The 15,800-nt window shown below is 74.0% G+C and carries 1 protein-coding gene; it reads right to left on the reverse strand.

Translation table 11 applies throughout. The features are described from left to right. Positions 1–384 precede the first annotated feature (384 nt). Entirely contained in the window at positions 385–15,798 is a 15,414-nt protein-coding gene (locus FHR82_RS38290; RefSeq protein WP_221464824.1) for a type I polyketide synthase, read from the reverse strand. Positions 15,799–15,800: the final 2 nt, after the last annotated feature.

Below are 15,800 nucleotides of genomic sequence, written 5' to 3' on the forward strand. Positions count from 1 at the left end.
GCGGCATGCCGGTCCTCCGCAGCTGTTCACGCTCGAGCGTGATACGTCGCCAGCGCGGTGCGGAGCCCGAACTGGATCTGCCCCTGAACGAAGAAGGTGCCCTGTCACCCACATCAGCGACCCGAACCCAACGTCGCCCAGCGAGTCGATCATCGCCTCCCTGCCAACCGTCAGCGAGCCGGTGGCCGACCCAGGAGCGGCCCCAGCAGATGCACCTCGACATGGTTGTCGACGACCTCGATGGCCGCTGAGGCGGCGGTGATCGAACTCGGGGCGACCAAACATCCGGACCAGCCCGGTACGTCCTACCGGGTTCCTGAACCCGGCAGGGCATCCGTTCTGTCTTTGTCTGAACTGATCCGTTCGTGCGGCGCTCCTCGTACGTCAGGAGAGTTCCTGGTCCAGGAGTGTGAACATCTCCTCGTCCGAGGCCGTGGTCAGGTCCACGTCCTCGGTGGGGGTGTTCGTGGCGGTCAAGGTTGCCAGGAGGACTTCCAGGCGGCCGGTGATCTGGTGGCGCAGGTGCGCGTCGACGGTGTGATCGGTCAGCGTTGTGCGCAGGCGGTCGAGTTCCGCCAACAACGCCGCGCCCCCCGGTTCTTCTGGGGTCAGCCGCGGGAGCAGGTGGTCCGTCAGCTCCTGGGGGGTGGGGTGGTCGAACAGGAGGGAGGCCGGCAGGCGCAGGGCTGTCGTCGTGGCCAGGCGGTTGCGGAGTTCTACCGCGGTCAGGGAGTCGAAGCCCAGGTCCTGGAAACGGGTTTCCGGCGAGATGTGTGCTGGGTCTGTGTACAGGACACGTGCCGCTTCGGTGCGGATCAGTTTCTCCACGGCTGCCCGGCGGCGGGTGGCGGGGAGCGTGGCCCACTCGTCCAGGAAGGTGTCGGTGGCCGGGCGGTTCGGTGCGGGTGGGACCAGGGTCCGGAACAGGGGCGGAACTTCCGCGTGGGTGCGGAGGGTCGGCAGGTCCAGGTGGACCGGGACCACGACCGGGGCCTCGCTGTGGATGGCCGCGTCGAAGAGGGTGGTGCCGTCCTGTTCGGACAGGGGCCGGGTGCCCGCCCGGCGCATGCGTTCCCGGTCCTTGTCGGTCAGGGTTTCGGTCATGCCCGGTAGTGCCCAGGGGCCCCATGCCAGGGACACCGCGGGGAGGCCCTGTGCTCTGCGGTGTACCGCGAGTGCGTCCACGAAGGTGTTCGCGGCCGCGTAGTTCGCCTGGCCTGCCGCGCCAAGGACACCCGCGACCGACGAGAACAGGACGAACGCGGTCAGGTCCATGTCCTTCGTCAGTTCGTGCAGGTGCCATGCCGCGTCGGCCTTGGGCCTCAGCGTGGTGCTCATGCGGTCGGGGGTCAGTGTTTCCACCGTCCCGTCGTCCAGGACGCCCGCGGTGTGGATCACCGCGCGGATCGGGTGGTCCGGGTGCACCGTGGCGAGTGCCTTCGCCAGCTCCTCGCGGTCGGCCACGTCGCAGGCGACCACGCTCGTTGTCTCGCCCAGGTCTGCCAGCAGGGTGTCCACGCCGGGTGCGGTGGGGCCGCCGCGGCTCAGCAACAGCAGGTGCCGGACGTCGTGGCGTGCCACCAGGTGCCGGGCCAGCACGCTGCCCAAGCCGCCGGTGCCGCCGGTGATCACGACCGTGCCGTCGGCGTCCCACATCGGTTCGCCCTCGGGGTCGTGGCGGGCCAGGCGGGCGGCCAACACCGCACCGTCGCGGAGTACCAGTTGGGGTTCGTCGGAAGCGAGTGCCGGGAGCAGGGCCGGGTGGTCGTCGTCAAGATCGACGAGGGCGAACCGGCCGGGGTGTTCGCGTTGTGCGGAGCGGACCAGGCCCCACACGGCCGCACCGACGAGGTCGCCGGTGGTGGCGCCGCGGGTCACGAACACGAGCCTGCCGTCACGGTCGTCGGTCAGCCACTGCCGTACCACGGCCAGGGTGTCCGCCAGGCGGTCGTGTACCGCGGCGGGCAGGTCGCCGGACGTAACCGGGACCAGCACCAGCGGTGCCTCGTCGACAATGGTCACTCCGGCCAGGAGCTCCGCCAGACCCAGGACGTCGGGGCCTAGGACCGCGACGGACGTGGGTGTGGCGGCGGGGTCGGGGCGGACCGGGACCCAGTCCACGGTGAACAGCGAGTCGTGGGCGACGTTGCCGCCCAGGTCGTCGGCCGCCACGGACCTCGTGTGCAGTGCCTCGACGGTCGCGACCGGGTTGCAGTCCGTGTCGGCGACGTCGATGGACAGGGTGTCGTCCGCTTCCCGCAACCGCACCCGCAGCCGTGTCGCCCCCGCGGTGTACCGGGACACGCCCGTCCACGAGAACGGGATCTTCACGATGTCGCCTCGGGTCTCGGTGGCGACCATGACCGCGTGCAGTGCCGAGTCCAGCAGCGCCGGGTGGAGGCCGTAACGTCCCGCGTCAGTGGACTCCGGCAGCGCCAGTTCCGCGAACACCTCCCCCTCGCGCCGCCACACCGCCCGCAGGCCCTGGAACGCGGGACCGTAGGAGAACCCGGCCGCGGCGAGGCCCTCGTAGCACCCGTCCAACGGCACGGCCTCCGCGTCGGGCGGGGGCCACGACGCCGCGGTGAAGCCCGGTGTGGCGACCTCGGGGGTGAGTGTGCCCGTGGCGTGCGGCGTCCACGGGCCGCCGCCTTCCGGTCGCGAGTGGACGGTCACGGTGCGGTGGCCGTCGTGGTCGGGTGCGCCGACGAGGACGTGCAGGTGCACGGCGTCGCGCTCGGTCAGCAGCAGTGGTGCGGACAGCGTCAGCTCCGCGAGCCCGGCACAGCCGGTGCGCTCCCCCGCCCACGTCGCCAGCTCGACGAACGCCGTGCCGGGCACCAGGACCCGGCCGAGCACGGCGTGGTCGGCAAGCCACGGGTGCGTGCCGAGTGACAGCCTGCCGGTGCACAGCGCGGCACCGTCCGGCAGTTCGGCGACCGCGCCGAGCAGCGGGTGGTCCGCGCCGGTGAGGCCCGCGGCGCCCACATCGCCCGCGCGGGTGAACGACGACGACGGCCAGTAGCGGGTGCGCTGGAACGCGTACGTCGGCAGGTCGGTCTCCCCGGTGCCGGGGAAGAAGGCGGGCCAGTCGACGGCGCGGCCAGCGCAGTGCAGGGTGGCGAGCGCGGTGAGCACGGCGGACACCTCGTCGCGGCCGGTGCGTTGCGCGGGCACGACCAGTGGCTCGAGGTCGGTGTCGAGGGTGTCGCGGACCATCGGGGTGAGCACGCCGTCCGGGCCCAGCTCGAGGAACACGCCTGTGCCCTCGGCCCGGAGCGCCAGCACGGTGTCGGCGAAGCGGACAGCGTCCCGGGCGTGCGCGGACCAGTAGCCGGCGCCCGCCAACTCGCCGGGCGTGCGGACGTCGCCGTTGGACACCAGCGGGATGCGGGGTGCGGCGGGGGTCAGCGTGGCCGCGGTGGCGGCGAGGTCGGCGAGCACCGGGTCGACGACCGGTGAGTGGAAGGCGTGGCTGACGGCGAGCCGCTTGGTCTCGTGGCCGTCGGCGGTGAGGCGGGCGGTCAGTGCGGTGACGGCCTCCTCGTCGCCCGCGAGCACCACCGAGCCGGGCGCGTTGACGGCGGCGACGGACACGCGGTCGGTGAGCAGTGGCCGCACGTCGGCCTCGTCGGCGCGGACCGCGACCATCGCCCCGGCGGGCAACGCGGCCATGAGCCGGGCGCGGGTGGCCACGAGCAGGCACGCGTCGGGCAGGGACAGCGCACCGGACACGTGCGCGGCGACCAGCTCGCCGATGGAGTGGCCCGCCACGTGGTCCGGGACGACGCCCCACGACTCGACGAGCCGGTACAGGGCGACCTCGAACGCGAACAGCGCCGGCTGGGTCCAGCCGGTGCTGTTCAGCAGGTCGGCGTCGTCGCCCCACATGACGTCGCGGAGCGGGCGGTCGAGGTGCCGGTCCAGTTCGGCGGTCACCGCGTCGAACGCGGCCCCGAACGCGGGGAACCGGTCGTGCAGCCGCCTGCCCATGCCGAGGCGCTGGGAACCCTGGCCGGAGAACAGGACCGCGAGCGTCCCGCCCGCCGGTTCGGCGGTGACGACGGCGGGGTCGGGGTCGCCGTGGGCGAGGGCGCCGAGCGCACGGACCGCGTCCTCGGTGGTGGCGGCCAGGACCGCGGCGCGGTGCCGGAACGCGGACCGGGTGGTGGCGAGCGCGCGGGCCACGGCGGCGGGCGCCGCGTCAGCGGTCCGGACGTGGGCGAGCAGGTTCGCCGCCTGGGCCCGCAGTGCCTGTGCGGTGCGGGCGGACAACACCCACGGCAGGAGCTCCCCGGACCCCGCGGCCGGGGTGGGCCGGGGCGTGGATTGCTCGAGGATGACGTGCGCGTTGGTGCCGCTGATCCCGAACGACGACACCGCCGCGCGGCGGGGCCGGTCGGCGGCAGGCCAGTCGGCGGGCGCCGCGGCCAGTTCGACCGCGCCCGCTTCCCAGTCCACATGGGACGACGGGTGGTCGGCGTGCAGGGTCTTCGGCACGGTGCCGTGCCGCATCGCCTGCACCATCTTGATCACACCCGCGACCCCGGCCGCGGCCTGGGTGTGCCCGATGTTCGACTTGATCGACCCCAGCAACAACGGGGTGTCCCGGTCCTGCCCATAGGTCGCGAGAAGAGCCTGCGCCTCGATCGGGTCGCCCAATGTGGTACCCGTGCCGTGTCCCTCGACGACGTCCACATCGGACACCGACAACCCGGCGGACGCGAGTGCCTGCCGGATCACGCGCTCCTGGGACGGACCGTTCGGGGCGGTCAGCCCGTTGGACGCGCCGTCGGAGTTCACCGCCGACCCGCGGACGACCGCCAGCACGCGGTGCCCGTCGCGTTCCGCGTCGGACAGGCGTTCCAGCACCAGCACCCCGACGCCCTCCGACCAGCCGACACCGTCCGCGGCGTCGCCGTAGGCCTTGCAGCGGCCGTCGGGCGCGAGACCGCCCTGGCGGGCGAACTCGATGAACGAGTGCGGGGTCGCCATCACCGTGACACCGCCGGCGAGCGCGAGCGTGCACTCCCCCGCCCGCAGCGCCTGCGCCGCCAGGTGCAGTGACACCAGCGACGACGAGCACGCGGTGTCGACGCTGACCGCGGGCCCCTGGAACCCGAGCACGTAGGCGATCCGGCCGGACACGACGCTCGGGGAGCTGCCGTTGCCGCGGAACCCCTCGAACCCGGGGTCGGTCAGCAGGCTCGCGTAGTCGGAGTACATGACACCCGCGAACACGCCGGTCCGGCTGCCGCGCAACGACACCGGGTCGACACCGGCCCGTTCGAGTGCGTCCCACGACGTCTCGAGCAGCAGCCGCTGCTGGGCGTCGGTGGCGAGGGCCTCGCGCGGGCTCATGCCGAAGAACTCGGCGTCGAAGTCGGCGGCGTCGTGGAGGAAGCCGCCGTGCCGGGTGTAGGTGGTGCCGGCCGCGGCGCGGTCCGGGTCGTGGAGGCGGCCGACGTCCCAGCCGCGGTCGCCGGGGAACGGGGTGATGGCGTCGGTGCCGTCGGCGACGAGGCGCCACAGGTCCTCGGGGCTGCGCACACCGCCCGGGTAGCGGCACGCCATGCCGACGATCGCGATGGGTTCGGTGGTGGTGGTCGCAGGGGCGGCTGCGGGCACGGGGGTGGTCACGCCGGACAGTTCGGCGTCCAGGTAGGCGGTCAGCGCGGCGGCCGACGGGTGGTCGAACACGACGGTGGCGGGCAGGCGGAGTCCGGTGACCGTGCCGAGCCGGTTGCGCAGTTCGACGGCGGTGAGCGAGTCGAACCCGAGGTCGGTGAACGCGCGGTGCTCGTCGACCGCGGCCGGGTCGTCGTGGCCGAGTACCGCGGCGATGCCGGTGCGCACCAGGTCACCGAGCACGGCGGTGCGTTCGGTCCCGGACAGCCCGGTGAGGCGGCGGGACAGGTCGGTGGTCTTCCTGCGTGCGGTCGTCCTGACGAGACCGCGGAACAGGGGCGGGAGGTCGCCGTGTGACTGGATCGCGGGCAGGTCGAGGTGGGCGGTCAGCACCGACGGTGCGTGGTGGGCGACGGCGGCGTCGAACAGGGCGAGGCCGTCGGCGACCGACAGCAGGGGCATGCCGAGGCGGGCCATGCGGTCGCGTTGCGCGGCGGCGACGTCGGCGGTCATCCCGGTGCCGAGGTCCCAGCCACCCCAGGCCAGGGAGGTGGCGGGCAGCCCGTGGGTGCGGCGGTGGTGGGCGAGCGCGTCGAGGAACGCGTTGCCCGCCGCGTAGTTCGCCTGCCCGGCGGCGCCCACGACACCCGCCGCGGACGAGAACAGCACGAACGCACGCAGGTCGCGGTCGGCGGTGGCCTCGTGCAGGTGCCAGGCCGCGTCGACCTTGGGGCGCAGCACCGCTGCCAGCCGGTCGAGGGTGAGGGCGGGCAGCGTGCCGTCGTCGAGGGTTCCGGCCGAGTGCACCACCGCGGTCAGGTCCGGGAGGCCCGCCACGAGCGCGGTCACGGCGGCCCGGTCGGTGAGGTCGCAGGCGACCGCGGTCGCGTCGGCGCCGCGCGCCGCCAGGTCGGCCACGAGTTCGGCGGCGCCGGGTGCGTCGGGGCCGCGCCGGCTCGCGAGGACGAGGGTGCGCGCCCCTCGGTCGGCGAGGTGGCGGGCGATGACGGCGCCGAGCCCGCCGGTGCCGCCGGTGACGAGCACGGTGCCGTCCCAGTCGGCCGGTTCGGCGGACGGGGTGACGCGGGTGAGGCGGGCGGCGAACACCTGGCCGTCGCGGACCAGCACCTGTGGTTCGGCCGGGTCCAGTGCCGACGACGGCAGGGTGTCCTGTGCCGGGTCGAGGTCGACCAGCCCGAACGCGCCAGGGTGTTCGGCCTGTGCCGAGCGGATGAGACCGTGCACCGCCGCGGCGGCGGGGTCGGTGACGGCGCCTCGGGTGACGAACACGAGGCGGGTGTCGCTCTTGGTGGCGAGCCACTCCTGGACGAGTGCGAGTGCGTGAGCGGTGTTGTCGTGTGTGGCCGCGACGGGGTCGCCGGTGCCGGTGATGGGGACGAGCACGACGGGTGCGCCGCCGACCGTGTCGACGGTGGGCACGGGCCTGCCGTCGACGGTCAGGTCGGTCCCCAGCAGCCCGACCTCGGTGTCCACTGTGGACGCGGGGACGGGGACCCAGTCGACGGTGTACAGCGGGTTGGTGGTGGCGAGGTCGGTCGGAGCCAGTGCCCGCAGCCGGAGCGCATCGACCGTGGCGACCGGGTCACCGGCCGGGTCGACGGCCGTGATGGACACCGCGTCCGTGCCGGACAGCACGAGCCGGACCCGCAGGCCGGTCGCGCCGGTCGCGTGCAGGCGCACGCCCTCCCACGAGAACGGCAGCCGCCCTTCCGCCCCGGTGCCGTCGAGCAGGCAGGCGTGCAGGGTCGCGTCGAGCAGGGCGGGGTGGAGGTCGAACCGGTCGGTCTCGTCGGTGCCGCCGTCCAGTTCGGCGTAGACCTCGTCGCCGCGCCGCCAGACCGCGCGCAGCCGCCGGAAGGCGGGGCCGTAGTCGAAGCCGTGCCGGGCGAAGTCGTCGTAGCAGCCGTCGACCGGCACGGGCGTGGCACCGGCTGGTGGCCACACCGACACGTCGAACCCGTTGTCCGCCAGGGGTTCCTGTGCGGTCAGCACGCCGGCGGCGTGCAGCGTCCACGGTTCGTCGTCGCGGCCGCGGGAGTGGATGGACACGCGCCCGCGGTCGCCTGGTTCGACGAGCACCTGCAGCCGCAGCACGCCCTCGTCGGGCACGACCAGCGGCGCGGCGAGCGTCAGCTCGGTCAGTTCGGTGCGGCCGACCTCGTCGCCCGCGCGCAGCGCCAGTTCCACGAACCCGGCGCCGGGGAACAGGATCCGGTCGAACACGACGTGGTCGGCGAGCCACGGGTGGGTGGCGAGCGACAGGTGACCGGTGAGCACGGTGTCGCCACTGTCGGCCAGCTCCATCGCCCCGGTGAGCACCGGATGGCGCGCCGAGGTCATGCCGGGGGTGGTCGCGGGGCGGGCGGGCGGCCAGTAGCGGGTGCGGGCGAACGGGTACGTCGGCAGGGCGACCGTGGCCGTGCCGGGGAAGCACGGCGTCCAGTCGACGGGCGCACCAGCGACGTGGGCCTCGGCCAGGGAGCGGAGCAGGCGCGTGCGGCCGCCGTCGTCGCGGCGGACCGTGCCGACGGTGACCGCCCCGGTGATCTCGGCGACGCTGGTGGTGAGCACGGGGTGCGGGCTGACCTCGACGAACAGGTCGTGGCCGTGGGCGGCGAGCGCGCGGATGGCGGTGTCGAGACGGACGGTGTCACGCATGTTGGCGTACCAGTAGGTGCCGTCCATGGTGGCGCGATCGAGCCAGTCGCCGGTCACGGTCGACATGACCGGCACGTCGGCCGGGCGGGGGGTGATGCCGGTCAGGGCGTCGAGTACGCGGTCGCGGACCCGCTCGAACCGGGCCGAATGCGCCGGGAAGTCGCCCGCGACCTCCTTGGCGTGGAGGCCGTCTCGGGCGCACGCATCGGTCAGCTCGGCGAGCGCGCCGTAGTCGCCGGACACGACGACGGCCGGGCCGTTCTCGGCGGCGACGGACAGCCGGTCGCCCCACGGGCGCACCAGCGCGTGCGCGTCGGCGGCCGGAACCGGCAGCGACACCATGCCGCCGTGGCCGCACAGCTCGTCGGCGATGGCCTTGCTGCGGACCGCCATGACACGGGCACCGTCCTCAAGGGACAGTGCCCCCGCGACGACGGCCGCGGCGACCTCGCCCTGCGAGTGACCCACGACGGCGGCGGGCCGGACGCCGTGCGCGCGCCACACCTCGGCGAGCGACACCATGACCGCCCACAGCGCGGGTTGCGCGACGTCGAGCCGGTCCAGACCCGGCGCGCTTTCCGTACCGCGCAGCACGTCGGTGAGGGACCAGTCGACGTGGGGCGCGAGGGCGGCGGCGCACGCGTCGATCGAGGCGGCGAAGACCGGTGAGGTGTCAAGGAGGTCGGCGCCCATCCCGGTCCAGTAGGAACCCTGGCCGGGGAACGCGAACACGACGTTCCGGTCGCGCGCGACGCCGGTGACGACGGCGCTCGCGGGCTGCCCGTCGGCCAGAGCGCGGACGGCGGCGCGGGGGTCGTCGCCGATGACCACCGCGCGGTGTTCGAGGTGAGCGCGGGTGGTGGCCAGCGACAGGCCCACGTTGGCCGGGTGACCGTCGACGGTGGTGAGGGCGCGGGCCCGGTCGCGCAGCGCGTCCTCGGTCTGCCCGGACAGCACCCACGGCACGACGGTGTGCGGTGGCTCGGGCGGCGGGACCGGGGCGGGTGGCGCCTCCAGGACGACGTGGGCGTTGGTGCCGCTGACACCGAACGACGACACGGCGGCACGCCTGGGCCTGTTCTTCTCCGGCCAGCCCGTGGCCTCGGTGACGAGGTCGACCGCGCCCGCGTCCCAGTCGACGTGGGTGGACGGGGTGTCGACGTGGATGGTCTTCGGGACGGTGCCGTGCCGCATGGCCTGCACCATCTTGATCACGCCCGCGACCCCGGCCGCGGCCTGGGTGTGCCCGATGTTCGATTTGATGGACCCCAGAAGCAGCGGGGTGTCCCGTTCCTGGCCGTACGTCGCGAGCAGGGCCTGCGCCTCGATCGGGTCGCCGAGCGTGGTGCCGGTGCCGTGACCCTCCACGACGTCGACGTCCGCTGTGGACAGTCCGGCGGACGCGAGTGCCTGCCGGATCACGCGTTGCTGTGACGGGCCGCTGGGTGCGGTCAGCCCGTTGGACGCGCCGTCGGAGTTGATGGCGGAACCGCGGACGACGGCGAGGACCTCGTGGCCGTTGCGGCGCGCGTCCGACAGGCGTTCCAGCACCAGCACACCGACGCCCTCCGCCCACGCGACACCGTCGGCGGTGTCGGCGTAGGAGCGGCTGCGGCCGTCCGGGGACATGCCGCGCTGCCGGGAGAACTCGACGAACACCCCGGGCGACGACATGACGGTGACGCCGCCTGCGAGCGCGAGCGTGCACTCCCCCGCCCGCAGCGCCTGCGCCGCCAGGTGCAGCGACACCAGCGACGACGAGCACGCGGTGTCGACGGTGACGGTCGGCCCTTCGAGGCCGAACGCGTACGCGACCCGGCCGGACGCGATGCTGGGCGCGCTGCCGTTGCCGCGGAACCCCTCGTAGCCGACGGGGTCGAGCAGCGTGCCGTAGTCGTTGTACATGACACCGACGAAGACGCCGGACCTGCTGCCGCGCAACGAGGTCGGGTCGATCTTCGCGCGTTCGAGCGCCTCCCACGTGCTCTGGAGCAGCAGCCGCTGCTGCGCGTCGGTGGCCATGGCCTCGCGGGGGCTCATGCGGAACAGCTCGGCGTCGAACTCGGCCGCGTCGTGCAGGAAGCCGCCGTGCCGGGTGTAGCTGGTGCCCTGGTGCGCGGGGTCCGGGTGGTACAGCGCGTCGAGGTCCCAGCCGCGGTCGGTGGGGAAGCCGGTGATGGCGTCGGTGCCCGCGCTGACCAGGTCCCACAGGTCCTCGGGGCTGCGCACACCGCCCGGGTAGCGACAGCTCATGCCGACGATCGCGATCGGTTCGTCGGTCGCGGTGACCCGCTCGCTCCTCGGCGTCTCCTCCGGGCCCAGCTCGGTGAGCAGGTAGCTGGTCAGGGCGGCGGCGGTCGGGTGGTCGAACACCAGCGTCGCGGGCAGCCGCACCCCGGTGGCGGCGGTGAGGCGGTTGCGCAGCTCCACCGCGGTGAGCGAGTCGAACCCGATGTCCTGGAAGTTGCGACTGAGGTCGACGGACGCGGCGGTGGCGTGCCCGAGCGTGGTGGCGACCGCGGACCGCACGAGGTCGCCGACGATCCGGACGCGTTCGGCCTCGGACCGGCCCGCCAGCCCGGCGAGCGCGCCGGTGGTGCGCCGGGCTGGGGTCCGGATGAGGCCCCGCAGGAGTGGCGGCGGGGTGCCGAGGGACCGAAGTTCGGCCAGGTCGATGCGGACCGGGACGAGGACGGGCCGGCTGCCAGCGACGGCGGCGTCGAACAGGCGCAGGCCGTCCTGGGTGGACAGTGGGGGGAGGCTGGTGTGGCCCGCTCGGGTGCGGGCGGCGGCCATACCAGTCTCGGTGGACAGTGCGGGCACGCCGGTGTGGCCCGTGCGGGCGGCGGCCATGCCGGTCTCGGTGGCCCACGCACCCCAGGCGAGTGCGGTGGCGGGGAGGCCCTGTGCGGCGCGGTGGGTGGCGAGGCCGTCGAGGAATGCGTTGGCCGCGGCGTAGTTGCCCTGGCCTGGCCCGCCGAACGTGCCCGCGAACGAGGAGAACAACACGAACGCGGCGAGTGGCAGGTCGCGGGTGGCCTGGTGCAGGTGCCAGGCGCCGTCGGCCTTGGCGCGCAGCGGGATCGCGAGGCGGTCCGGGGTGAGGGCCTCGACGACGCCGTCGGCCAGCGTGCCGGCGGCGTGGATCACCGCGGTCAGCGGGGGCTCGATGTCGGCGAGGAGTGCGGTTACCTGGGCGGCGTCGGCGACGTCGCAGGCGACGACCCGTACGTCCGCGTCCAGGTCCGCTACCAGCTCGGCGATCCCGGGGGTGTCGGGGCCGCGGCGGGAGGTGAGGAGGAGGTGCCGGACGCCGTGTTCGGTCACCAGGTGGCGGGCGAGCACACGGCCGAGGCCGCCGGTGCCGCCGGTGATCAGGACGGTGCCGTCCGGGTCCCACGCCGGGGGGGCCGCGGGCGCGGCGCGCGCCAGGCGGGCGGCGTGGACCTCGTCGCCGCGCACGACGAGCTGCGGTTCGTCGGTCGCCAGCGCGGCGGCCAGAGCGCTGGGTTCGGCGACGAGGGCGCTGGATTCGGCGGCGAGCGCGCCGGACTCGGCAGCGGCGAGAACGCTGCGGTCCGCGGTGCCGAGCACGCTGGAGTCCGCGGCACCGAGCACGCTGGGATCCGCGGCAGCGAGAACGCCGGGCTCGGCGGCGATGTCGACGAGCGCGAAGCGGCCGGGGTGTTCGGTCTGCGCGGTGCGGACGAGTCCCCAGACGGCCGCCGCGGCGAGGTCGTGGCCGTTGGTCGCGCCGTGGGTCACGATGGTGAGCGTCGCGTCGCCTGGCGCCTCGAGCCAGCGTTGGATCAGGTCCAGGGCGGCGGCGGTGAGGCGGTGGACCTCTACCGGTGGTTCCTCGTCGCCGGACGCGAACATGGCGACCGCTTGGCCGTCCGTGTCCAGGCGAACGCCCTGCGCGCGTAGGGACTCCGCGAGGTTGAGCGGGTCGGGGCCAAGGACGTGCACGGACTCCACAGCCGCGCCGGGGCGGACCGGGACCCAGTCGAGGGTGAACAGCGCGTCGCGGCCGGGGCCGGGGGTCGGTAGCGCGCGCAGGTCGAGGCCGTCGACCGTGGCGATCGGCGTGCCTGCCGGGTCGGTGGCCACGACGGACACCGAGTCGGGGCCGGCCGGGGCTACGTGCACGCGCAGCTGGGTGGCGCCGGTCGCGTGGAGGGTGACGCCGCGCCAGCAGAACGGGAGCCGTCCCGCGGCCGGGTCCACGGCGGCGGGTGACTGGACGGCGGCGTCGAGCAGCGCCGGGTGCAGTCCGAAACGCTCCGCGGACACGTGGTCGGGCAGCGCGACCTCGGCGAACACCTCGGCGCCGCGCCGCCAGACGGCCCGCACGCCGCGGAAGGCGGGTCCGTACTCCAGGCCGCGGTCGGCGAACGTGTCGTAGAACCCGGTCAGGTCCACGGGTTCCGCGCCCTCGGGCGGCCACGGGGCCTGCCGGTCGGCACGCGGGGTCGCCGCGGTGGACAGGAGTCCGGTCGCGTGTTGGGTCCACGGCTCGTCGGGCGTCGGCCGGGCGTGGATGGTGACGGTCCAGTCGTCGGTCCCGGGGGTCACCGCGACCTGCACCTGCGTGGCGCCGTCGGCGGGGAGTTCCAGGGGCGCCGCGAGGGTCAGCTCGTCGACGCGGTTCGCGCCGGCCTCGTCCCCGGCGCGCACGGCCAGTTCGAGGAACGCCGTGCCGGGCACGAGGACCCGGCCCGCGACGACGTGGTCGGCGAGCCACGGGTGCGTCGCGACCGACAGCCGTCCGGTGAGCAGGACACCCGTGGCGTCGGCCATGGTGACGACCCCGCCGAGCAGCGGGTGGCCCGCGGCGTCGAGACCGAACCCGGCCGCGTCACCGGCGGGGCGGCCGGTGAGCCAGAACTGCTCGTGCTCGAACGGGTACGTGGGCAGGTCGACGATGCGGGCACCGGTGCCCGTGTAGAAGGCACGCCAGTCCACGGCCACTCCGGCGACGTGCAGCGCCGCGAGTGCGCGGACGGCCGACTCCTCCTCGGACCCCTTGCGCAGCAACGGAACCGCGACGGCGTCGGGGACGGTCCCGGACACCGCGGCGCACAGCGCACCGGCCGGGCCCAGCTCCACGAACCGGGTGACTCCGGCGTCGGCGAGTGCGGTGACGGCATCGGCGAACCGGACGCTGTCCCGGACCTGGGCGACCCAGTACCCGGTGGTGGCCCACTCGCCGTCGACCGGGCGGCCGGTGGCGGTGGACACGGCGGGGATCGTGGCGCTGTGGAAGGAGATCCCGGCGATGGCGGCGGCGAACTCGACGAGCATCGGGTCCATCAGCGGGGAGTGGAACGCGTGGCTCACCGGCAGGGTCGTGGTCGTGTGACCCTGTGCGGCCAGTTCGGCCGCGACCGCGGCGACCTGGCTCTCCGGCCCGGACAGCACGACGGCGTCGGGCGCGTTCACGGCGGCGACCGCGACATCCCCGGTCAGCAACGGGGTTACCTCGTCCTCGGTGGCGCGGACCGCCACCATCGCGCCACCAGCCGGCAACGCACCCATCAGACGCGCACGAACCGACACCACCGCGCACGCATCTTCGAGAGACAACACCCCAGAAACATGCGCCGCAGCCAGCTCACCCACCGAATGACCCACCACATAATCCGGCCGCACACCCCACGACTCCAACAACCGGAACAACGCCACCTCAACAGCGAACAACGCAGGCTGCGCCCACCCCGTACCCCTCGAATCAACCTCATCCCAAACAGGAACACCCAACTCCGCGACCACCGCATCGAACACCGACGCGAACACCGGAAACCGCGCATACAACTCCCGACCCATCGTCACGGTCTGCCCACCCTGCCCAGAGAACACGAACGCGACCCGACCACCCCCGACCTGCCCCCGCGCCACCTCAACCGGGTCACCGACACCGGCCAGCAACACGGCCCGGTGCTCGAACGCGCTCCGCGTGGTGGCGAGCGAATACCCGACGTCCACCGGCCGCAACAGGTCCACAGTGGACGACAAACTGTCCATGGTGGACTGCAGTGCTTCCGGGGTGCGTGCGGACAGGACCCACGGCACCACGCCGGGTGCGTCGCCGTCCTCCGGCCCGGTCCCGTCGGCGGGCGCCTCTTCGAGGATCACGTGCGCGTTGGTGCCGCTGATCCCGAACGACGACACCCCCGCGCGGCGCGGACTCTCGCCCGCGGGCCACGCGACCTGCTCGGTCAGCAGCGACACCGCGCCCGCGGCCCAGTCCACGTGCGGGGTCGGGGCGTCGACGTGCAGGCTGGCGGGCAGCACGCCGTGCCGCATCGCCATCACCATCTTGATCACGCCTGCCACGCCCGCCGCGGCCTGGGTGTGCCCGATGTTGGACTTCACCGACCCCAGCAGCAGTGGACGTTCGCGGTCCTGGCCGTAGGCCGCGAGGAGCGCGTCGGCCTCGATCGGGTCGCCGAGGGTGGTGCCGGTGCCGTGTCCGTCGACCACGTCGACGAGGTCCGGGGACAGGCGCGCGTTCTCCAGCGCCGCCTGGATGACGCGTTGCTGCGACGGGCCGTTCGGGGCGGTGAGCCCGCTGCTGGCGCCGTCGGAGTTCACGGCGGAACCACGCACGACCGCGAGTACCCGGTGTCCGTTGCGGCGCGCGTCGGAGAGCCGCTCCAGGACGAGCACGCCGACACCCTCGCCCCAGCCGACGCCGTCGGCGGCGGCCGCGAACGCCTTGCAGCGACCGTCGGGCGACAACGCGCGTTGCCGAGCGAACTCGACGAACACACCCGGATCGGGCAGCACGGTGACACCGCCCGCGAGCGCGAGCGAGCACTCCCCCGCCCGCAGCGCGTGCGCGGCGAGGTGCAGTGACACCAGCGACGACGAGCACGCCGTGTCGACGGTGAGTGCCGGACCGCGCAACCCGAGCACGTAGGCGATGCGGCCGGAGATCACGCTGGCGGTGGTGCCGGTGGCGAGGTGTCCCTCGACCTCCGGCGGCACGGCGACCCCGGCGCCGTAGGTGAGCTGGATGGCACCGGCGAACACCCCGGTCTCGGTGCCGCGCAACATGTGCGGGTCGAGCCCGGCGCGTTCGAGCGCCTCCCACGACACCTCCAGCAGCTGCCGCTGCTGCGGGTCCATGGCGAGTGCCTCGCGCGGGGAGATGCCGAAGAACCCGGCGTCGAAACCGGGGGCGTCGCGGAGGAAGCCGCCTTCGCGGACGTACGCGGTGCCGGGGTGGTCGGGGTCGGGGTGGTAGAGCCCGCTGAGGTCCCAGCCGCGGTCGCCGGGCAGCGGGCCGATGACGTCGCGGCCGTCGGCGACCACCTGCCACAGGTCCTCCGGCGAGGCGATCCCGCCGGGGTAGCGGCAGGCCATGCCGACGATGGCGATCGGTTCCCGTTCCCTCGCCTGCGCCGCGCGCAGCCGCTGACGCGTCTGGCGCAGGTCGGCGGTGACCGTCTTGAGGTAGTCACGCAGCCTGTTCTCGGTGCTCGTCATGT

The organism is Actinophytocola algeriensis, assembly GCF_014203735.1.
Classification (GTDB): Bacteria; Actinomycetota; Actinomycetes; order Mycobacteriales; family Pseudonocardiaceae; genus Actinophytocola; species Actinophytocola algeriensis.